The organism is Bradyrhizobium sp. ERR14, assembly GCF_014198235.1.
GTDB lineage: Bacteria > Pseudomonadota > Alphaproteobacteria > Rhizobiales > Xanthobacteraceae > Bradyrhizobium.
The window spans coordinates 45,136-65,299 of sequence record NZ_JACIHD010000029.1 but is presented as its reverse complement, the minus strand read 5'-3'; the positions used below and the strand labels follow the sequence as shown (position 1 = coordinate 65,299).

The following is a 20,164-nucleotide window of genomic DNA, read 5'->3' as shown; positions in this document are numbered from 1 at the left end:
GGATCGCGCTTCCCTCCGGCGTAAAATCAAGCGCGCTGGCTGGGACAACGCATTCCTCTTGGCCACCCTCAGCCATATGCGATAGCCCTGCCCTGTGGGGGAGGGTGGCTCGCCGCGAAGCGGCGAGACGGGTGAGGGGTCTCTTTCCGCGAGTCCAATTCTCATTTGAGTGCGCGGATGCAACCCCTCATCCGGCGCTTCGCGCCACCTTCTCCCGCAAGGGGAGAAGGAAGAAATTACGTCGCTTGCTTCCGTGACGCCACGAACACGCCCGACAGCACCAGCGCGAAGCCGATGAAGTGGAATGCCTGCGGGTGTTCGCCCAGGAACGCCATCGCCATGATCGAGCCGAACACCGGCACGACGTGGAAGAACGGCGCGGCACGGTTGGCGCCGATCAGGCGGACGCCGCGATTGAAGCAGAGATAGGCCAGCGTCGAGGGAAACACCGCGACGTAGAACAGCGTCAAGAGGTTCGGCCCGTCGAGCTTCATGACTGGGCGCGCGGACAATTCCCAGATCTCCAGCGGAATGAGGCAGGCCGCGCCGGCCCCGAAGGTGAAGGCGAGGAACGACAGGCCGTGCATCGGCGGCCGTTTCAAGGTCAGCACCGAATACAGCGCGAAGATGACGAGCGCGACGATGAAGATGAGGTCGCCTTTGTTGAACTCGATGTTCGACAGCGTGGTGAAATCGCCGTGCAGCAGAATGGTCAGCACGCCGCACATCGACAGGAGCACGCCGAACGCCTGCGCGGCGGTGAGGCGGATGCCGAGGATGGCCAGCGACCACAGCGCCACGATCAGCGGCGCGGCCGACTGCAGCAGCAGCGTATTGAGTGCCTGGGTATGCTCCAGCGCCCAGTATTGCAGCGTGTTGAAGGCGCCGATGCCGGTGACCGAGAGCGTGATCATCAGGCCAAGCCTGCCGCGGATCGCGGGCCAGTCCTGGGTGAGATGTTTCCAGGCGAACGGCAGCACCAGCAGGAAGGCGAAGAACCAGCGCAGGAACGATAGCGTGACCGGCGGGATGTGGCCGGCGGCGAGCCGCCCGACGATGGCGTTGCCGGCCCAGCACAGCGCGGTGATGCTGAGCAGCAGATAAGGCTGGTTGGCGATCCAGCTGTGACCGGATGTCTCCGTGCTGGTGGTCTGGCCGGTGGCGGACATTGGGATTGGCGTGCCCCGCATGCGCCGAGGCTTCCAGCCCGGCGGGATCCGGGCCGGCTGATCGCCCGGCGCTGTCCAAAGACACGGAAATCGGGGCTGCATCAACGGGGGGCGGACGCATCGCGACCATGCAGCGGCGGATTGCGCCTCTCACGCTTTGGTCGAAGCCCCGCGCGCCGGCGCGAAGGTTTCTGGATTTTCCGGGGATATCAAAGGCTTGGAGTAGCCTCGAAGCCCTGAAAATGCCCCGTTCTTGCTTGCCTAGAGAGGCTGCTTCCTTTATCCGGTTGGGCTGCCTCGCGTGCGAACGGCCTCTGGCCGGGAATTGGGCTGGGCGCAGGCATGATTCCGGAAAAGTGGGTACCAATTTTCCGTTCGGATCATGCCACCTACAGAGAAATCTTCGAAGGATTACCCGCGAATGGCCAATGTTGTCGTCGTCGGCGCCCAGTGGGGCGACGAAGGAAAGGGCAAGATCGTCGACTGGTTGTCGGAGCAGGCGGACATCGTCGTCCGCTTCCAGGGCGGTCATAACGCCGGCCACACGCTGGTGATCAACGGCAAGACCTACAAGCTCGCGCTGCTGCCCTCGGGCGTGCTGCGCGAGCAGAAGCTGTCGGTGATCGGCAACGGCGTGGTGTTCGATCCCGCCGCCTTCCTCGACGAGGTCTCCAAGCTGCGGGCGCAGGGCGTTGCGGTCTCGCCGGAGAACCTGCGTATCGCCGAGAACGTCACGCTGATCCTGCCGCTGCACCGCGAGCTCGATGCGCACCGCGAATCGGCCAGCGCCGCGACCGCGATCGGCACCACCCGCCGCGGCATCGGCCCGGCCTATGAGGACAAGGTCGGCCGCCGCGCCATCCGCCTGATGGACCTCGCCGACCTCGACACGCTCCCGCACAAGATCGACCGGCTGCTTGCCCACCACAACGCACTGCGCCGCGGCCTCGGCCTTCCCGAATTCGACGGCAAGGTGATCCTGAAGGAGTTGAGCGCGCTGGCGCCGGAGCTGCTGCCCTACGCCGAGACGGTGTGGCGGCTGCTCGACATCAAGCGGCGTGAAGGCAAGCGCATGCTGTTCGAAGGCGCGCAGGGCGCACTGCTCGACGTCGACCACGGCACCTATCCCTACGTCACCTCGTCCAACACGGTGGCGGCGCAGGCCGCGACCGGCGCCGGCCTCGGACCGGGCGCGGTCGGCTATGTGCTCGGCCTGTGCAAGGCCTACACCACCCGCGTCGGCCAGGGCCCGTTCCCGACCGAGCAGGACAACGAGACCGGCCGCCGGATCGGCGAGCGCGGCCGCGAGTTCGGCACCAACACCGGCCGTCCGCGCCGCTGCGGCTGGTTCGACGCCGTGCTGGTCCGCCAGGCGGTCCGGACCTGCGGCATCAACGGCCTGGCGCTGACCAAGCTCGACATCCTCGACGGCTTCGACACGATCGAGGTCTGCACCGGCTACAAGCTCGACGGCAAGGAGATCGACCACTTCCCGGCCGGCGAGGGTGCCCAGGCCCGGGTCGAGCCGATCTACGAGACCATCGAGGGCTGGAAGGAGCCGACCGCCAATGCGCGGTCCTGGGCCGACCTGCCGGCCCAGGCCATCAAATATGTCCGGCGGATCGAGGAATTGGTGGGGTGCCCGGTTGCGCTGCTTTCCACCAGCCCCGAACGCGAAGATACTATCCTGGTGCAAAATCCGTTTGAGGCTTAACGATATCTTACCGGGACGCGCGTATAGTTGAGTTGAAATGGCTGATTACTATCCGCTGATCGCCCGCGCTATTGCCGCCCTGGACCCGAACGCTCCCGGCGAAAGCCGTCGCGCGCTCTATGAGCGGGCGCGCACGGCATTGATCGCGCAGCTGCGCAGCGTGCAGCCGCCGCTCTCCGAATCCGAGATCACCCGCGAAAGGTTGTCGCTGGAGGAGGCGGTCCGCAAGGTCGAATCGGAGGCTGCCCAGCGCGCCCGCGAGGCCTCGCGCCCCGGCGGCGGCGCCCGCGGCGGCAGCAGCGGCGATGCCTTTCGCCGCGCCAGCACCCGAGCGGCCGAAGGCGGCCCGGCTGCGCCGGCCCCGCCGCGGACGCGTCCGGCGCCGCCGCCGCCGCGCGCCGACCGTCCATCCATCAATGTCGATGACCAAGGCGAGGCCCCGCGTCCGCCGCGCGCGCCCCGTTTCGACGCCCCGCGCCAACCGGGGCCGTCCGCCCCGCCACCGATGCCGGAGCCGGCGGCCGGACGCGATCGCGCCGGTGCGCGTCGTCCGCCCGATGTCGGACCTCCGCCGCCGCTGCCGCCGGCACCCGGCGTGCGCGGCTTCCGCGACATCACCGCCGACGCCAACGATCTCGGCGGCGCTGCCGCGCAGGCCAGCCGCGCCGCGCGCCGCACCTATGCCAACGTGCCCTCGCCCTCGCCGGAATTCGACCGGCTCGAGCCGAGCCTGGAAAACCGCGCCGGCGAGCAGGACGCGCCTTATTCCTACGACGAGTCGGTCGAGGAGGCCGAGCGCTACGCGCCGCAGCCGCCGTCGCCGCGTCCGCGCATCGCGCCCGAGCGCGACGCCAAGAAACGCGCCCGCACGCGCTCCACCTTCCCGTTCAAGAGTGCGATCGCCGTCGGCATCGTGCTGATCCTGGTCGGTGCCGGCATCCTCTGGGGCAAGCAGCTGGTCCAGATCGCGACCAATTTGCTGAAGTCCTCGCCGACCCAGGTGGTGGAGGCGCCGAAGGATCCGTCCCAGCCGCAGAGCAAGCCCAAGATTCCGGATCGCGTCGGCCAGCCCTCGGCCAGCGACCAGCCGGTCGCGCCGGTGGCGCAGAAGGTCGTGCTCTATGACGAGGATCCGTCCGATCCGAAGGGCAAGCAATATGTCGGCTCGGTGGTGTGGCGGCTCGAGCCGATCAAGGCGTCTGGCAACCAGAAGGCCGACGTCGCCGTGCGCGCCGACATCGAGATCCCCGACCGCAAGTTCAAGATGACGATGTCGTTCCGCCGCAACACCGATTCCTCGCTGCCGGCGAGCCACACGGCGGAGCTGACCTTCATCCTGCCGCCGGATTTTCCGGGCGGCAGCGTCTCCAACGTGCCGGGCATCCTGATGAAGTCGAACGAGCAGGCGCGGGGCACGCCGCTCGCCGGCCTCGCGGTCAAGGTCACCGACGGCTTCTTCCTGGTGGGCCTGTCCAATGTCGACGCCGACCGCTCCCGCAACGTCCAGCTCCTGAAGGAGCGCTCGTGGTTCGACGTGCCGCTGGTCTATGCCAACCAGCGCCGCGCCATCATTGCCATCGAGAAGGGCGCCCCCGGTGAGCGCGCCTTCAACGACGCCTTCGTCCAGTGGGGCGATTAGGGGCTCAAGCTGCGACTGAGTCGATGCGAGCCGAGGGGATACCTCCCCCCACTTGCGGAAGGGCTATCGCGTTTGAGAGCTTTTCCCTGCAGCCATCCTTCGAGACGCCCGCTTAGGCGGGCTTCTCAGGATGAGGGCGGAGTGTGAGGCAGCAGTTTCAAGGGCACTGACGCCAATTAGCCTCATCCTGAGGAGGCGCGTAAGCGCCGTCTCGAAGGACGAGGCGCGCGCGCCGGCCGCCGCCAAGAGTCACATGCGAGAACCTTGTCCGGCGGGAAGAGGCGGACCGAGCCTCAACGATCCAGCCGAACTCGACCCGACTACTGCGCCGCCGCCTCCCGCTTGCGCGATGCTGATGCCGCGGCTTCGCGGTCCATCACGGCGCGGCAGCCGGGGCTGACCTGGGCCTTGTTCCGCACCATGCAGGCCCTGACCCTGGGAATGTCGGGGATCTCACTGGAGCACAGACGCATCGCGTCACCCGTGCACATCTGCTGCGCTTCGGATGAGAAGGCGAGGCCGGGTGAAGTCTGGAGTGCGATGGCCGTGGTTGCGACGGCGAAGAGCGAAGCGGTGGTCTTAAGCAGCGAAGCGATGGTTTGATAGCGTGTCATGCAGAATGCGTCCCCGAGTTCCGTGGGCTTGAGCCACTTGGTTTTTGGGGCGCCGCACGTGGCTTGATCTGCCGCATGTCACAGCCTTCACGTCGGGAAGTTTGGTCCCGCATGTGGTCGCTCGATTTCTTGAAGTTCGAATCGAAAGGTGCTGCGCCGCCCGAGCGAAGTATGCGCCATTGTCACGCGGCTGCAATGGCAGGCGCAAAGGAATTTGCAATTGTTGCGTGGACGTCACGCACAAAGCTTGCGCGCGCGATCAGATCATCCGATCAAAGGATGCGCTCGCTTGTTCCACGTCGCTCGCGCCGAGCGCGGCGGCGTGTTCCTCGACGGCGGTGACGCCCTTGGCGGTCAGCTCGAACAGATCGCCGTCCTTCATCACGTAGCCGTCGGCGATGAGCTCGCCGATCTTGCCGTGGCGGTCGTCGGCGAAGGCAACGGACTGGCTGATGTCCCGCAGGATCGAGAGCTGTTCGTCGCGCAACATGGCTTCACTCTCCGTTCGCTGGGGATGGTCGCGGTCCTCACATGCCGTGGCTCTGAAACACCTTGCTGCAAGAGCGCGACAGCTTGGCCCGGTTGGCCTGCAGGCAACCCTGCACGGCGCCGTCATTGCCGAGGTCCTTGCGACAGAAGCGCGAGGCGTCGCGTGAGCACGCCTGCTGTTCCTGCGGCGAGCCCATGTGGCCCTGCGCAAGAGCGGGTGCGTTCGACAGGCCACTCAGGGCTGCCAGCGTGATCGTCGCCAGGAGAAATTTGCGGGCCATCGGCGGCTCCAATCTGACAGGGATAATTCAGGTCCTGTCTGAACTCGTCGCCTTGCCACTTGTTCCCCCAATGGCCGAGCGCGCCCCGCTATTCAAGGTTCCCGCGGCGCTGCTATAAACGTCGGCGAAGTGAAAGGGTGTTTGATGAAACGCTATCTGGTGTTTGCCCTGGTTGGCCCGTTCGTCGGCGGGTTCCTGCTGCTGCTGACGACGACCTATCAGTCCGGCTATTGGACCCAGACCAGTCTCGGCGAGGTCGGCAAGCTGTTCGCGGTGTTCTTCAAGACCCTGCAATACAGCTACCTGTTCGGCTTCCTGCCCTCGCTGATGATCGGCGCGGTCGATGACATCCTGACCCATGTCAGGCGGATCGGCCCGGGCTTGCGGATGCTCCTGGTCGGCCTGTTCGCCTTCGTGCTGGCCTCGCTCACCTACAGCTCGCGCGGGCCGGATTCGGGTGCGGTGCAGTTCATCCTGTATGGCCTCGTCGGGTTCGTGCCGGCGGTGATTTCGTCCTGGCTCGTGCATAAATACATCAAGGAGCCGCAAGCAGTGGCGGCGCCGACCTGAGCGCGCGACGTTCGGGCGCGGCGCAGCAACCTCTGCCGCCCCAGCGCGTTCCCTGAAGGCCATGACCATGTCCGACGACGATATCCTTGCTCCACGCAGATCCCGTACGGGGAGCTCGCGCGCGACCGCTTCCGGACCGGAGGCACGCGGGCCGATCATCGATCAGGATGGTCGGGAAATCCGCCCTGAAACGCTGGAGCAGGGCTTTCGCGAGTTCGGTTTCGAACTGGGCAAGGATCATCCGTTCGCCGGGAGCCCGTTCGGCAATCTGACGCGCGAGCAGCGGATCGCGCGGATCGAGGCGATCGCAAAGCTGCTCGACGTCGCCTTCATCCTGCCCGGCACCAACATACGCTACGGCATCGACGGGTTGATCGGCCTGATCCCCGTCGTCGGCGACATCATCACCACGGCGATCTCGCTGTGGCTGGTGCGCGAGGCCCGGGCGCTGGGGGCGCCCTGGTACATCACCACCCGCATGCTCGGCAATGTCGCGCTCGACGGCGTGGTCGGCTTGGTCCCGTTCGCGGGCGACGCTTTCGACGTCATGTTCCGCGCCAACATGCGCAACGTGCGCCTCTTGCGCCGTTGGCTCGACAAGCAGCCACGGATCTGAAGCTTCCTCTCTTCGCCTCTCCCCGTAAGAACGGGGAGAGGGAGTAGAAACGCAAAAAGCGCGACGGCCTTTTGGCCATCGCGCTTTACGCGCACATCGGCTCAGCGAAAACTTATGCCGCGTCGGCGGCGTCGGTCTCGGCCGGCGCCGGCTTGGGACGGCGGGGCAACGGGAAGGCTTCGCTCTCATAGAGCGAGCGGATGCCGTTCTGGTCGAAACGCGCTTCCTCGACCTGGAGATAGGCGCCGTTCAGCGAATCCGTCGGCAATTGCTCCATCGCGAACTGCACGGCTTCGGCCGCGGTGCCGAACCGGCGATAGGTGAAGCCTGCGCGCTTCTTCTTGCGGATCGCGGCGGGGAAGAGTTCGGCAGACGTGTTGAAGTTGAACGGACGCAGTGGACGCATGGTCAAAGACCTCGTGATCTCTCTGGGGCTTTAAGCGCGTGGGGTTTGGGAGGGCAGGGGCCGCAATCGAGCGGGCCCGCCGCACATGCCATTTTCGCCCACTAATATAGGCCGTTTTGACAAAAATGCGACCCCTGCGATGGGAGATGATGAATCCGCGCATGGCAGCTCCGCGGATCAAATTAACTTAATTACTTCAACGGCTTATATGGCTTACAATTTGCCAAGAAGCAGCAGGACGACGAGCACGACCAAGACAACGCCTCCGATGCCCATGCCGGAATGGCCCATGCCATAGCCGTAGCCGCCGACGCGGCCGGACAGGCCGCCGAGCAGATAGATGATCACCAGGATGATCAGGACGGTCCCGACTGACATGGCATCCTCCCCTGGCGGCCGCCAAATGCGATGATCGGCCGCACCGCCAGAGAAGAAAAGCACATCGCGCGGTCGGGTTCCATGAAGGAACCCGACCGCGGGCAACGTTATTTGGGCTCCAGCTTCAGCGCGGCCGAGTTGATGCAGTAGCGTAGGCCGGTCGGCCCGGGGCCATCGGGGAAGACGTGGCCGAGATGGCCGCTGCATTTGGAGCAGAGCACCTCGGTGCGGATCATGCCGTGGCTGACGTCCCGCTCCTCGTCGACATGGCTCTCGACGGCCGGCTGGGTGAAGCTCGGCCAGCCGCAGCCCGAATCGAACTTGGCGTCGGATTCGAACAGCACATTGCCGCAGCCGGCGCAGACATAGGTGCCGGCGCGGTGGTCGTGCTCATACTCGCCCGAGAAGGGACGCTCGGTCGCCTTCTCGCGCAGCACCGCGTACTGCATCGGCGACAATTCGCGCCGCCACTGCTCTTCGCTCTTGATGACCTTGTCGTCCGTGGTTTTCATTTTGGTGTCGGGCATGGGTCTCCCGTTCTTGAGATGATCTCGCGATCAGTTGGTGGCCTTGCTGGCGCTCACCAGCGTCGGCTTTTCAATGTAGTTATCCGCGAACAGCTTTTTCAGGTTCTCGACCTTGGGCAGGTCGTTATAGGCGATGTAGGGCTGGTTCGGGTGCAGCGTCAGATAGTCCTGGTGGTAGGCCTCCGCCGGGTAGAACGCCTCCAGCGCGCCGACCTTGGTCACGATCGGCTTGCTGAACACCTTGGTGCCGTTGAGCTGGGCGATATAGGCCTCCGCCACCTTCTTCTGCTCGTCCGAGGTGGTGAAGACGGCCGAGCGATATTGCGTGCCGACGTCGGGGCCCTGGCGGTTGAGCTGGGTCGGGTCGTGCGCCACCGAGAAGTAGATCTGGAGGATCTTTCCGTATGAGATCTTCTTCGGGTCGTACTTGATCTCGACCGCCTCGGCATGGCCAGTCCGGCCGCTCGAGACCGTCTGGTAGTCGGCGGTCGCCTTGGTGCCGCCGGCATAGCCGGAGACCGCGTTGACGACGCCCGCGGTGTGCTGGAAGACGCCTTGGACGCCCCAGAAGCAGCCGCCGGCGATCACGGCGGTCTGGATCCCGCTCGCAGGTGCCGCATCCATGGCCGGGGCGGGGATCACGACCGCGTCCTCCGCGGCCTGAGACGGCGCGGCAAAGGCCAGTGCGAAGGTTAGCGAAAGGGCGGTGGTTGCGGCGAGCAGGGAGGCGAGGGCAGGTCTGCGCATGGCGGATCCTCTTTCGGAAGGTCTGACAGTCTAGGGCGGTCGGGGCCGGACGAACAGTTGCCCGGCTGCGTTTTCGCACTATCCGAGGTACGGACGCGGCCGCCGGTTGTTACGGCGGGACGGACACGAGTCTGTGAAATGAGCCGCGCGGGATAGAAGGGCGCCGGCGGCTTGGCGAGACCGGGAACTCCGCGCTAGATGAACCGGTGCGATCGATGATCGACTTAAGAAGAATCCGGCTGGAGCAGGCCTGACCCATGCTGCGCGTCGTTTCCCTGAGCCTTGTCATCCTGACCGCCGGCCTGTTCAGCGCGGCGGCCGACCCGCAGGCCGACGATCTCACCCTCTGCCGCGACCGCCAGGCGGAGGTCCAGGCCCGCGCGAGCGCCTGCGACAATCTGCTGAAGGCCGACAAGCTCACCGGCAAGGACAAGGCCATCGCGCTCTCCGTGCGCGGCAACACGCTGATCAGCAAGCGCGACTACGACCGTGCGATCGAGACCCTGTCCATCGCGATCGATCTCGATCCTGATTACGTCATTGCTCTCAACCTGCGCGGCCTCGCCTATGAGCGCAAGGGCCAGGATGACCTCGCCATGGCGGACTACAACCTCGCCCTCCAGAAGCGCCCCACCTACGGTGTCCCCTACAACAATCGGGGCGTCATCCACGCGCGCCGCGGCGCGTTGCAGAGCGCGCTCGACGATTTCAGCCTGTCGATCAAATACACGCCGAAATTCCTGCTCGGCTGGACCAATCGCGCCCGCGTGCGGACGCTGATGAAGGATTTCGACGGCGCGATCGCCGATTTCGCGGAGGCCGAGAAGATCGACCCGGCCGCGCCGCAGATCGCCAGCAACCGCTGCATCACTTACGGCATGATGGGCAGGTACGCGCAGGCCCTTGCCGACTGCAACGGCCTGATCGAGCGGCAGCCGAAAAACGTGTTCGCGATCAACAACCGCGCCGACGTCAGCATGATGAAGGGCGACCTCGACGCCGCGCTAAAGGACTACAACACGGCCATCCAGATCAATCCGAACAACATCCGCGCGCATTCCGGCCGCGGCCAGATCTACGAGCGGAAGAAAGATCTCGCGCAGGCGCGCGCCGATTACCGCGCGGCCGCGTATTCGTTGACGAAGTTCGACGAGCCCGACGTCGCTCGCGCCCGTGCCGTCGCGCAGGAGCGGCTCGCCGCGCTGACGCTGCAGGCGCCGGCCGGAGCAACCGGGCGCCGCGTGGCGCTGGTGATCGGCAACGGCTCCTACAAGAACGTCCATGCGTTGCCCAATCCGCCGCGCGATTCCAAACTGATCGCGAGCGTGCTGCGCGACGTCGGCTTCCAGAGCGTGATTTCCGTCAATGACCTCACCCGCGACAAGTTCTTTGACGCGCTGAAGGCCTTTGCGGAGGAAGCGGAGAAGGCCGACTGGGCCGTGGTCTATTACGCCGGCCACGGCTTCGAGATCGGCGGGGTGAACTATCTCGTTCCCGTCGACGCCAAGCTCGCCGCCGACAAGGACGCCGAGACCCAGGCGGTCGCCCTCGAGCAGGTGATCGCCGCGGTCGGTGCCGCGCGGAAAATGCGCCTCGTGGTTCTGGATGCCTGCCGCGACAATCCGTTCGCGCCGAGCATGCAGCGCACGCTGTCGCTGAAGCTGGTCGACAAGGGCTTTTCCAACATCGAGCCCGGCGCCGGCTTCATGGTGGTCTACGCCGCCAAGCACGGCGAGACCGCGATGGACGGCGACGGCAGCGCCAACAGCCCGTTTGCCACCGCGCTGGCCCGCGAGATCAAGCAGCCGCGCATCGAGATCCGAAAACTGTTCGACATCATCCGCGACGACGTCTGGGCTGCGACGAAGCACGAGCAGCAGCCATTCACGTATGGGTCACCGCCGGGACGCGAGGATTTTTACTTTGTGGCGGGGAAGTAAGGGGCGCGATTCCGGCGCCCCATTCTCCGTGCCGTAGGGTGGGCAAAGCGACTTGTCCGCCGTAGCTCGAAGAGCGAAGGCGGAAGCGTGCCCACGCGTTTATTTGCTTATGGAGAGAGATCGTGGGCACGGCGCTATGCGCCTTTGCCCACCCTACGGCAGGGTCACACCACGATGCTCAGCCGTTTCGCTGCGCGCGTAATCCCCGTATACAGCCACCGCGCCCGCGAGTCCTGGAACGCAAAGCTCTCGTCGAACAGCACGACGTCGTCCCATTGCGAGCCCTGCGACTTGTGCACGGTGAGCACGTAGCCGTAATCGAACTCGTCATAGGGCTTGCGCTGCTCCCAGGCGATCTGCTCGACGCCGCCCTCGAAGCAATCGGCGCGCACCGAGACCTTGGTCACCTTGTGGCCGAAATCCTCGTCCGGCGACAGCCGCATCGAAAGGATGCGCGATTTCGAGCGCGACGTGTTGCGCGACTTCACGCGCCACAGCCCGCCGTTGAACAGGCCCTTCTTGCGGTTGTTGCGCAGGCACACCAGCTTGTCGCCCGCGACCGGGAAGACGTCCTCGATGTTCTGGCGCTGCCGCACCCGCATATTGTACGCGCGCCTTGTGTTGTTGCGGCCGACCAGCACCTGGTCGGCGCCCATCACGCGGTCGGGATCGAGCTCCTTGCGCGAGACCACCTCGCTCTCGCCGTAGCGGCCGATGTCGAGCTCGCGTCCCTCGCGCACGTCCATCGACATCCGCACGATCGGATCGTCCTGCGCCTGGCGGTGCACCTCGGTCAGCATCGCGTCGGGCTCGGTGTTGGTGAAGAAGCCGCCGCCCTGGATCGGCGGCAGCTGCGCGGGATCCCCGAGCACGAGCAGCGGGCAGTCGAACGACATCAGGTCGCGGCCCAATTCGGCGTCGACCATCGAGCATTCGTCGATCACGATCAACTTCGCCTTCGAGGCCGGCGCGTCGTCCCACAATTCGAAGCTCGGCTGCTCCTCGCCGGATTCGCGGGCGCGGTAGATCAGGGAGTGGATGGTGGAGGCGTCGTCGCAACCCTTGTTGCGCATGACGAGGGCGGCCTTGCCGGTGAAGGCCGCGAATTTCACCTCGCCGTCGACGCCTTCGGCGATGTGCCGGGCCAGGGTCGTCTTGCCGGTGCCGGCAAAGCCGAACAGGCGGAAGATCGGCGGCGTGCCATTGCGGCCCGGCCTGGCCTTCAGCCAGTCGCCGACGGCCTTGAGAGCGGCATCCTGATGCGGTGTGAAACTGGCCATATCTGTCTTGAGGAAGGGCGAAACGAGGCGATTCGCCATCCCCCAAAACTAACCATTCGCCCCGCCGGTTCAAGCGGGGCGAAGCCGGTTGCCTTTTGTCCTACTGCCAGCCGGGAACGCCGCGCATGTCGGGCAGCTGGTGGGCGATGCCCTTGTGGCAGTCGATGCAGGTCTTTTCCTTCGTGAACAGGAAGCGCTGGTGCGCCACCGAGGCCCGCGGCGACTGCTTGGTGATGTCCATGGAATCGGCACTATGGCAGTTGCGGCATTCCAGTGAATCGTTGGCCTTGAAGCGCGCCCATTCGTGCGCGGCGAGCTCGAGGCGATGATCCTGGAATTTCTCGCGGGTGTCGATCGTGCCAAAAATCTTGCCCCAGACCTCCTTGGAGGCCTGCATCTTGCGCGCGATCTTGTCGGTCCAGTTGTGCGGGACGTGGCAATCCGGGCAGGTCGCGCGCACGCCGGAGCGATTGCTGAAGTGGATGGTGGATTTCAGCTCGGCGTAGACGTTGTCCTTCATCTCGTGGCAGCCGGTGCAGAATTTTTCGGTGTTGGTCAATTCCAGCGCGGTGTTGAAGCCGCCCCAGAAGATAACGCCGGCGACGAAGCCCGCGAGCACCAGCGTTCCGAGCGCGAACACCGAGCTCGGCCGGGTCAGCACACGCCAGAGCTCCAGCGCAAAGTCCCAGCTTCGCGCGATGAAGCCGCGCTTGGTTTTCAGCTCTGCATTGGGCTCGTCAGCAGTCGTCGTCATCGGCGGCCACCCGGGCTTGCACGCGAGAGCAGCGTGTCGATGTCGACGAAGTCGTTGCTCACGGGCGGATTGGCGGTGTTCTGCGGCACGTGGCATTCCGTGCAGAAGAAGCGCCGCGGCGAGATCGAGGCGAGGAACTGGCCGTCGCGGTCCATGAAATGCGTGATCGAGACCATCGGCGCCTGCGATTCCGCCGTGCGTGCCCGCGCATGGCAGGACAGGCATTTGTTGCCGTTGAGGTCGATCTGATAGCCGTCGATCGTGTGCGGGATGACCGGCGGCTGCTCCGGATAATTGCGCACCTCCTTCTCGGACGTGTTGCGGTTCGGCAGCATCGGCGGCGCCGGGCCCTCGTCATTGAGTGGGGCCGGACCGCGCAGGCCCGAGGTGACGGTCTGTGCGGTCAGCGAGCTCGAGGCCGCGGCGATCGCGAAGGCGAGCAAGGCGATTGCAGATCGTTTCATCATGACAGGCTCACCCGCTCGATGCGCACGGCGCATTTCTTGAAGTCGGTCTGCAGCGAAATCGGATCGGTCGCGTCCAGAGTCACCTTGTTGATCAGCTTGGACTCGTCGAACCACGGCACGAAGACGAGGCCCTTCGGCGGCCGGTCGCGGCCGCGCGTTTCGACCCGGGCGCGGATGAAGCCGCGGCGGGAGACCACCTTCACCTCGTCCCCGCGACGGAGCTTGGCATCCGCCGCGTCGTCCGGATGCATGAAGCACACGGCTTCGGGGAAGGCCTTGTACAGCTCGGGCACGCGGCGCGTCATGGTGCCGGAATGCCAGTGCTCCAGCACGCGGCCGGTCGAGAGCCAGTAGGGATATTCGTTGTCGGGCGATTCCGCGGGCGGCTCGTAGGGCAGCGCGAAGATGCGCGCCTTGCCGTCGGGATAGCCGTAGAACTGCACGTCGGTGCCCTGCTTGACGTAGGGATCACTGCCCTCGCGGAAACGCCACTTCGTCTCCTGGCCGTTGACGACGGGCCAGCGTAGGCCGCGCTCGCGGTGATAGGTGTCGAACGGCGCGAGGTCATGGCCATGTCCGCGGCCGAACTGGGCGTATTCCTCGAACAGGCCCTTGTGCACATAGAAGCCGAAGGCCTTGGACTCGTCGTTGAGATAGCCCGGCTCGATGTCGGTCACGGGGAATTTGTCGACCTGGCCGTTCTTGTAGAGCACGTCGAACAGCGTCTTGCCGCGAACCTCGGGCTTCTTGGCGATCAGCTCCTCGGGCCAGACCTCCTCGATCTTGAAGCGCTTGGAGAACTCCATGAGCTGCCAGAGATCGGATTTCGACTCGCCGGGCGCGGGGACGAGCTGGTGCCAGAACTGGGTGCGCCGCTCGGCATTGCCGTAGGCGCCTTCCTTCTCCACCCACATCGCGGTCGGCAGGATCAGATCGGCGGCCAGTGCCGTCACCGACGGATAGGCATCCGAGACCACGATGAAATTGTCGGGGTTGCGGAAGCCGGGATAGGTCTCCTCGTTGGCATTGGGGCCGGCCTGGAGGTTGTTGTTGACCTGCACCCAATAGGCGTTGATCAGGCCGTCCTTCAGCATCCGGCTTTGCAGCACGGCGTGCGCGCCGTTCTTGTCGGGAATGGTGCCTTCGGGCAGCTGCCAGATGTGCTCGGCGTGGTCGCGATGCGCCTTGTTGGTCACGACCATGTCGGCCGGCAGCCGGTGCGAGAAGGTGCCGACCTCGCGCGCGGTGCCGCAGGCCGAGGGCTGGCCGGTCAGCGAGAACGGGCTGTTGCCGGGCGAGGAGATCTTTCCGGTCAGAAGATGGATGTTGTAGACGAGGTTGTTGCACCAGACGCCGCGGGTGTGCTGGTTGAAGCCCATGGTCCAGAACGAGACCACTTTGGTCTTGGGATCGGCGTAGAGCTCGGCGAGCGCCTCCAGCCGGTTCAGCGGCACGCCGGACATCTCGGCTGCCTTTTCCAGCGTGTATTCCGACACGAACTTGACGTACTCGTCATAGCTCATGTCGGTGGAGTCGTTGGCCTTCGCTGCACCCGTTGCCTTTTTCTGAAGCGGATGCTCCGGCCTCAAACCGTAGCCGATATCGGTCTGCCCTCGCCTGAAAATCGTATGCGCGGCGACGAAGTCCTTGTTGACCCGGCCGGTCTTGATGATGTGGTTGGCGATGGCGTTGAGGATGTAGAGGTCGGTCTGCGGCTTGAACACCATGCCGATGTCGGCGAGGTCGAACGAGCGGTGCTCGAAGGTCGAGAGCACGGCGACGCGGACATGCGGCGCGGACAGCCGGCGGTCGGCGAGGCGTGTCCACAGGATGGGGTGCATCTCCGCCATGTTGGAGCCCCACAGCACGAAGGCGTCGGTCGCCTCGATGTCGTCGTAGCAGCCGGGCGGCTCGTCGATGCCGAAAGTGCGCATCATGCCGGCGACGGCGGAAGCCATGCAGTGCCGCGCATTGGGATCGATGTTGTTGGTGCGGAAGCCGGCCTTGAACAGCTTCGAGGCTGCATAACCTTCCCAGATCGTCCACTGGCCGGAGCCGAACATGGCGACGCCGTTGGGGCCGCGCTTCTTGAACGCCTCCTTCCACTTCACCTCCATGATGTCGAAGGCTTCGGTCCAGGATACGGGCGTGAACTCGCCGTTCTTGTCGTATTTGCCGCCCGTCTTGCGCAGCATCGGCTGGGTCAGGCGGTCATGGCCGTACATGATCTTGGAGAGGAAGTAGCCCTTGACGCAGTTGAGGCCGCGGTTGACCTCGGCCTTGATGTCGCCATGGGTGGCGACGACGCGATTGTCCTTGGTCGCGACCATCACCGAGCAGCCGGTGCCGCAGAAGCGGCAGGCGGCCTTGTCCCATTTCATTTCGCTGTTGTCGCGCTCGGTGATGAGATTGGCGGCGAGCGCCGGAGCCGGCATGCCTGCTGCGGCGGCCGCAATCGCGGCGGCCTCGAGCTTCAGCATCTGGCGGCGGTCGAGCTTTGGCGATGTCATGATGGCTCTTCCTGACTCAGGCGGTTTCGATGGCGTGGAAGACCAGCGCCGCGGAATAGACGTGTTGCAGCGACTGGATGGTGTTGAGCAGGGTGCCGAGGCTGCCGGCATCGGGCGCTTCGGTCACGACGACGAGTTTGCCGCGTGGGTCGCGGCCATGGATCTCGCAGCCGGGCAGGGCGGTGATCTCAGCTTCGAGTTCGGCGAGGCGCTCGGGGCGCGCCTGCACGATGATGCTGGCGATTTCGGCGCCCGGTGGCGGCACGATGCGGTCGGTGCTGAGCACGCGGCCGGTGATCAATGCGCGGCGGTTGAGTGAAGCTTGGGCCATGATGCCGGTCTTTCGCTTGGAGGAGATCAATGCGGGGAGGGCGGCGGGCCGGGAGGGCCAGCAAACATCTGGTAGATCCAGACGCCGAGCCCATAGGAGCCGACTGTTCCGACCGCGAGGACGGGCATCACGATCGCGGTCAGGAACAGGAAAGCGAAAATCTCCATGCGCTTGCGGCGCACGCGCGAAGTCGTGTCGTCAGGGGCCGACATATTCGGTCTCTTCGGGATGGTATGGGAAGCGGGACGGCATCCGGGCCGTTGCCTTGCAGCCCTTTTGCTGCAATCGGGCCGTGGTGGCGTTGATCTGGATCAACCTGTCGACTTGCGCGGATGTCGCAGCGGCGGCGCCGAGGCGGGTATGGGTCGCCATGCCAGGCTCGGGATCAGTCTCCCGCGCGGCGGAATTGCTGCTCCGTAGACAGCTCCGCCTCACACCTTAAGATGAGCTTAACAACAATAAAGCGGGAGAGCGACGCCATGAAGTTCGGCATCTTCTACGAGCTGCAACTGCCGCGGCCCTGGGTGGCCGGCGACGAGCTTCGGCTCTACCAGAATGCCCTCTCGCAGATGGAGCTCGCCGACAAGCTCGGTTACGACCATGCCTGGGTGGTCGAGCATCACTTCCTCGAGGAATATTCGCACTCGCCCTCGCCGGAATCCTTTCTCGCCGCGGCCAGCCAGCGCACGAAAAACATCCGGCTTGGCCACGGCATCCTGCAGCTCACCACCAATCACCCGGCGCGCGTTGCCGAGCGTGTCGCGGTGCTCGATCTGCTCTCGAACGGGCGCTGCGAGTTCGGTATGGGCGAGAGCGCGTCCATCACCGAGCTCACGCCGTTCGGCCGCGACATGGAGACCAAGAAGGAGGTCTTTGAAGAAGCCGTGCAGGCGATCTTCCCGATGTTCAAGGACGCGGGCAGCGAACATCACGGCAAGTATTTCGACATTCCCCTGCGCAATGTCGTGCCAAAACCGGTGCAGAAGCCGCATCCGCCGCTGTGGATGGCGTGCTCGCAGCTGCCGACCATCGAGCGTGCCGGCCGTCACGGTTTTGGTGCGCTCGGTTTTCAGTTCGTCAGTGCGGATGCCGCGCATGCCTGGGTGCACGCCTATTACAACGCGATGACCAAGCGTCTCGCAAAGCTGGCGAACTACCAGATCAACCCGAACATGGCGCTGGTCTCGTTCTTCATGTGCGCCAAAACGGATGAGGAGGCGCGCGCCCGCGCCGACGGCGCCACCTTCTTCCAGTTCGCGCTGCGCTTCTACGGTGCCTCGCAGAACCGCCAGCGGCCCGCGCCCTACACCGTCAACATGTGGGACGAGTACAACAAGTGGAAGCGCGACAATCCGGAGGCGCAGGAGGCGGCCTTGCGCGGCGGCCTGATCGGCTCGCCCGAGACGATCCGCAGGAAGCTGAAGCGCTTTCAGTCCTCGCATATCGACCAGGTCATCCTGCTCAACCAGGCCGGCAAGAACAGCCACGAGCACATCTGCGAATCGCTGGAGCTGTTCGGCCGCGAGGTGATGCCGGAGTTCCAGAACGACCCGGCGCAGGCGGCCTGGAAGCGGGGCGTCATGAGCGGCGAGATCAAGCTGGAGGAGATCGACACCGAGGCGTTTACGGACCGCTACGGCAAGCTTGCGGTCAACGTGGCGCCAGCGAAGGCGGCGGGGTAGGGGATCTGCATCCGGCATGGGCCCCGGCTCTGCAGCGCATCACACGCGTTGCCGGCTTTCGGCGCCCGATCGTTGCTGCTATCCTTCCGCAAAACAGCGTCAGACGGAGGAAGCCAATGCGGCCCGACGGAACGGCCACAACTCCAGCGGCTGGCGACATCACGCCCGCGGTGCTCGCCATCGGCCGCTCCGATTTCCCCAAAGTCCTCATCGACACGCTGCGCCGCCAGGCCGATGTCGGTCATTGCATGGTGTTTGCGCTGAGCCGTGCAGGTGCCGCGACCTGCCTGCTCGATGCCGGCAATATCCCGATCGGCGGCGATCTCGGCGCCGCCTATGCCGGCCAGTTCCACGAATCCGATCCCAACCGCGATGCGCTGTTCGAAGGCGAGGGCACTGCGCCGATCATGCTGCCGAGCTTCGCGCCCCGCATGTACGGCGCGCGCTACCGCAAGATCTTCTTCCACGATTCCGGCATCGTCGACAAATGCGCGACCGCGATCTGGACCGGCGACACCTGCTTCTACGTCAACTTCTACCGCATCACGTCCCAGGGCCGCTTCAGCGCCGCGCAACGCGAACGGCTGCAGACGATCGCGCCCGCGATCGGCGCCAGCGTCGCGCGTCATTTTCAGCAGGCCGCGACCGCGACGCCTGATCAGAACCTCGCCACATTGTTCGCGACGCGCGCGCCACTCTCGAACCTGACACCGCGCGAGCAGGAGGTCTGCCGCCGCATCCTGCTTGGCTTCAGCTCCGAAGCGATCTCGCAAGGACTCGGCATCAGCCTGCATTCGACCCTGACCTACCGCAAGCGCGCCTATCAGCGGCTCGGCATCTCCTCGCAGAACGAATTGTTCGGAATCGTGCTGGGCCTGCTGGCAGGGCCACACGGCCTGAACTGAGGGGACCGGGAGTCCGCGATACCTGCTTCCGAAAGCAAAGCGGACACGCGGTCCACCTACGGGGATCGTCGCCTTTTGACCCGAAGCCGACGCCACTCCTCGCCTCCAATGTGCTAGACTGAGACCCGGTCAAATGCTCCCGGGATCCACATGAAGCGGCGCGAGTTCGCCACGCTGATTGCTGGCGCTGCGGCATTGCCGCTCAAAGCCCGCGCACAGCGGGCTGGCCAGCGGTACCGCGTTGCGGCATTGGGGCCGGTACCGCTCAGCTTCTTCGATGAACTGGGCAGAGCCGGCTTTGTCAGAGGCAAAAACCTTGAGATCGACAGCCGTGGCGAAAGGGTGGCTGCCGCGTCTTATGCCAGTGTGGCCATTGAACTGGTCGAGGCAAGTCCACATGTGCTGATGGCAGTCGGGGCCGAAGCAGGGCACGCAGCACAGAAAGCAACGCAGCGTATTCCAATCGTGGTGATCGCGGACGACTTGCTTGGCAGCAAGCTTGTCGCCTCGATGCCGCATCCCGAAGGTAACACCACTGGTGTTGCCATCTTTGCGTTTCAGCTCGACGCCAAGCGATTGGAGTTGCTGCATGAAGCACTGCCAGCTATCCGGCGAATAGCAGCTCTGGCAGACCGCCTGCCGATACCAAACATGAGTACTCTCGAAAGCGCCGCCAAGAGGCTCGGCGTCGAGATCGTTCCGTTTGCCGCACGATCCGAGGAAGATCTCATCCGTGTGATTGACGCTTTGAAGGTCGAAGAGATCGGGGCCGTCAACCTGCTGGCCTCGCCGATCTTGGCATCGAAATTCCAGTACCTGATCCGCGATCGGCTGGCCCTCCGCCGCCTGCCCGCCATTCTGCAGTGGCCCGAGCAGGCGGAAGAAGGCGGACTGATGGGATACGGTCCCCGCCTCAGCGCGGTTTTCCACCAATGCGCGCGTCAGGTCGCAAGACTATTGCGAGGCGCAAAGGTAGCCGAGGTGCCTGTTGAGCAGCCGACAAAGTTCGAACTGGTCATCAATCTCAAGACAGCCAAAATGCTAGGTGTCGAAATGCCGCCGATGCTACTCTCTCGTGCCGACAGGACGGTCGAGTGAGTTCTCGGCTTCCGTTTCTGGCGCCTTAGCTGCCTTCTGTTTCTGGC

The 20,164-nt window shown here is 64.9% G+C and carries 23 protein-coding genes; 8 read left to right on the top strand and 15 right to left on the bottom strand.

Annotation, left to right across the window (positions count from 1 at the left end; all coding sequences use genetic code 11):
• Nucleotides 1-236: 236 nt before the first annotated feature.
• On the bottom strand, nucleotides 237-1,169 hold the full coding sequence (locus GGD62_RS37480) for a DMT family transporter (RefSeq protein WP_018318368.1): 933 nt from the start codon (nucleotides 1,167-1,169) through the stop codon (nucleotides 237-239).
• Nucleotides 1,170-1,590: 421 nt separating this feature from the next.
• On the opposite strand from GGD62_RS37480, the gene GGD62_RS37475 reads away from it, so the two are divergent.
• On the top strand, nucleotides 1,591-2,883 hold the full coding sequence (locus GGD62_RS37475; protein ID WP_018318369.1) for an adenylosuccinate synthase: 1,293 nt from the start codon (nucleotides 1,591-1,593) through the stop codon (nucleotides 2,881-2,883).
• 37 nt (nucleotides 2,884-2,920) lie between these two features.
• Entirely contained in the window at nucleotides 2,921-4,522 is a 1,602-nt protein-coding gene (locus tag GGD62_RS37470) for a hypothetical protein (RefSeq protein ID WP_183713629.1), read from the top strand.
• Between the two features lie 320 nt (nucleotides 4,523-4,842).
• Here the strand turns inward: GGD62_RS37470 and GGD62_RS37465 are convergent, their stop codons facing one another.
• From GGD62_RS37465 to GGD62_RS37455, 3 genes are all read right to left on the bottom strand, one after another.
• On the bottom strand, nucleotides 4,843-5,136 hold the full coding sequence (locus GGD62_RS37465) for a hypothetical protein (RefSeq protein WP_026202007.1): 294 nt from the start codon (nucleotides 5,134-5,136) through the stop codon (nucleotides 4,843-4,845).
• 259 nt (nucleotides 5,137-5,395) lie between these two features.
• On the bottom strand, nucleotides 5,396-5,626 hold the full coding sequence (locus GGD62_RS37460; RefSeq protein ID WP_026202008.1) for a hypothetical protein: 231 nt from the start codon (nucleotides 5,624-5,626) through the stop codon (nucleotides 5,396-5,398).
• A 37-nt stretch (nucleotides 5,627-5,663) separates the two neighbouring features.
• Nucleotides 5,664-5,906, bottom strand: coding sequence for a hypothetical protein (locus tag GGD62_RS37455; RefSeq protein WP_018318371.1), 243 nt, complete (start codon nucleotides 5,904-5,906; stop codon nucleotides 5,664-5,666).
• A 144-nt stretch (nucleotides 5,907-6,050) separates the two neighbouring features.
• Between GGD62_RS37455 and GGD62_RS37450 the strand changes: the two genes are divergently transcribed.
• Both GGD62_RS37450 and GGD62_RS37445 read left to right on the top strand, forming a co-directional pair.
• A complete protein-coding gene (locus GGD62_RS37450; protein ID WP_183713626.1) occupies nucleotides 6,051-6,476 on the top strand; it encodes a DUF5413 family protein in 426 nt (141 codons plus the stop codon).
• A 61-nt stretch (nucleotides 6,477-6,537) separates the two neighbouring features.
• Nucleotides 6,538-7,092, top strand: a complete 555-nt coding sequence (locus tag GGD62_RS37445) for a DUF4112 domain-containing protein (protein WP_092260426.1) — start codon at nucleotides 6,538-6,540, stop codon at nucleotides 7,090-7,092.
• 112 nt (nucleotides 7,093-7,204) lie between these two features.
• On the opposite strand, the gene GGD62_RS37440 is transcribed toward GGD62_RS37445, so the two are convergent.
• The 4 genes from GGD62_RS37440 to msrA form a co-directional block, all read right to left on the bottom strand.
• Nucleotides 7,205-7,498, bottom strand: a complete 294-nt coding sequence (locus GGD62_RS37440; RefSeq protein WP_018318374.1) for a hypothetical protein — start codon at nucleotides 7,496-7,498, stop codon at nucleotides 7,205-7,207.
• Between the two features lie 213 nt (nucleotides 7,499-7,711).
• Complete coding sequence (locus GGD62_RS37435) at nucleotides 7,712-7,876, bottom strand: DUF3309 family protein (RefSeq protein WP_084674830.1); 165 nt, start codon at nucleotides 7,874-7,876, stop codon at nucleotides 7,712-7,714.
• 107 nt (nucleotides 7,877-7,983) lie between these two features.
• The gene (gene msrB / locus GGD62_RS37430) at nucleotides 7,984-8,403 is read right to left on the bottom strand and encodes a peptide-methionine (R)-S-oxide reductase MsrB (RefSeq protein WP_092260430.1); all 420 of its coding nucleotides are present in this window, start codon (nucleotides 8,401-8,403) and stop codon (nucleotides 7,984-7,986) included.
• Nucleotides 8,404-8,433: 30 nt separating this feature from the next.
• Nucleotides 8,434-9,150: a peptide-methionine (S)-S-oxide reductase MsrA gene (gene msrA / locus GGD62_RS37425; RefSeq protein ID WP_183713625.1), complete on the bottom strand. Its 717-nt coding sequence runs from the start codon at nucleotides 9,148-9,150 to the stop codon at nucleotides 8,434-8,436.
• A gap of 257 nt (nucleotides 9,151-9,407) precedes the next feature.
• On the opposite strand from msrA, the gene GGD62_RS37420 reads away from it, so the two are divergent.
• Nucleotides 9,408-11,090: a caspase family protein gene (locus GGD62_RS37420; RefSeq protein WP_183713622.1), complete on the top strand. Its 1,683-nt coding sequence runs from the start codon at nucleotides 9,408-9,410 to the stop codon at nucleotides 11,088-11,090.
• Between the two features lie 164 nt (nucleotides 11,091-11,254).
• Here the strand turns inward: GGD62_RS37420 and GGD62_RS37415 are convergent, their stop codons facing one another.
• The 7 genes from GGD62_RS37415 to GGD62_RS37385 all read right to left on the bottom strand — a co-directional run bounded on the left by GGD62_RS37415 (nucleotide 11,255) and on the right by GGD62_RS37385 (nucleotide 16,804).
• Entirely contained in the window at nucleotides 11,255-12,370 is a 1,116-nt protein-coding gene (locus GGD62_RS37415; RefSeq protein ID WP_026202009.1) for an ATP-dependent RecD-like DNA helicase, read from the bottom strand.
• Nucleotides 12,371-12,470: 100 nt separating this feature from the next.
• Nucleotides 12,471-13,124 (bottom strand): NapC/NirT family cytochrome c, encoded by a 654-nt coding sequence (locus GGD62_RS37410; protein WP_018318380.1) that lies wholly within the window; start codon nucleotides 13,122-13,124, stop codon nucleotides 12,471-12,473.
• Nucleotides 13,121-13,591, bottom strand: a complete 471-nt coding sequence (locus GGD62_RS37405; protein WP_026202010.1) for a nitrate reductase cytochrome c-type subunit — start codon at nucleotides 13,589-13,591, stop codon at nucleotides 13,121-13,123. Before GGD62_RS37405 ends, GGD62_RS37410 begins: the two co-directional genes overlap by 4 nt.
• Entirely contained in the window at nucleotides 13,588-16,101 is a 2,514-nt protein-coding gene (gene napA / locus GGD62_RS37400; RefSeq protein WP_183713619.1) for a nitrate reductase catalytic subunit NapA, read from the bottom strand. Before napA ends, GGD62_RS37405 begins: the two co-directional genes overlap by 4 nt.
• A gap of 16 nt (nucleotides 16,102-16,117) precedes the next feature.
• A complete protein-coding gene (locus tag GGD62_RS37395) occupies nucleotides 16,118-16,432 on the bottom strand; it encodes a chaperone NapD (protein WP_026202011.1) in 315 nt (104 codons plus the stop codon).
• 26 nt (nucleotides 16,433-16,458) lie between these two features.
• Complete coding sequence (gene napE / locus GGD62_RS37390) at nucleotides 16,459-16,644, bottom strand: periplasmic nitrate reductase, NapE protein (protein WP_018318384.1); 186 nt, start codon at nucleotides 16,642-16,644, stop codon at nucleotides 16,459-16,461.
• The gene (locus tag GGD62_RS37385; protein ID WP_179733083.1) at nucleotides 16,631-16,804 is read right to left on the bottom strand and encodes a hypothetical protein; all 174 of its coding nucleotides are present in this window, start codon (nucleotides 16,802-16,804) and stop codon (nucleotides 16,631-16,633) included. The genes napE and GGD62_RS37385 overlap by 14 nt, the downstream gene beginning before the upstream one ends.
• Before the next feature lie 107 nt (nucleotides 16,805-16,911).
• On the opposite strand from GGD62_RS37385, the gene GGD62_RS37380 reads away from it, so the two are divergent.
• From GGD62_RS37380 to GGD62_RS37370, 3 genes are all read left to right on the top strand, one after another.
• On the top strand, nucleotides 16,912-18,114 hold the full coding sequence (locus GGD62_RS37380; RefSeq protein ID WP_183713616.1) for an LLM class flavin-dependent oxidoreductase: 1,203 nt from the start codon (nucleotides 16,912-16,914) through the stop codon (nucleotides 18,112-18,114).
• A 116-nt stretch (nucleotides 18,115-18,230) separates the two neighbouring features.
• Nucleotides 18,231-19,019, top strand: coding sequence for a helix-turn-helix transcriptional regulator (locus tag GGD62_RS37375; protein WP_183236238.1), 789 nt, complete (start codon nucleotides 18,231-18,233; stop codon nucleotides 19,017-19,019).
• 150 nt (nucleotides 19,020-19,169) lie between these two features.
• Complete coding sequence (locus GGD62_RS37370) at nucleotides 19,170-20,117, top strand: ABC transporter substrate-binding protein (protein WP_183713613.1); 948 nt, start codon at nucleotides 19,170-19,172, stop codon at nucleotides 20,115-20,117.
• Nucleotides 20,118-20,164 lie beyond the last annotated feature (47 nt).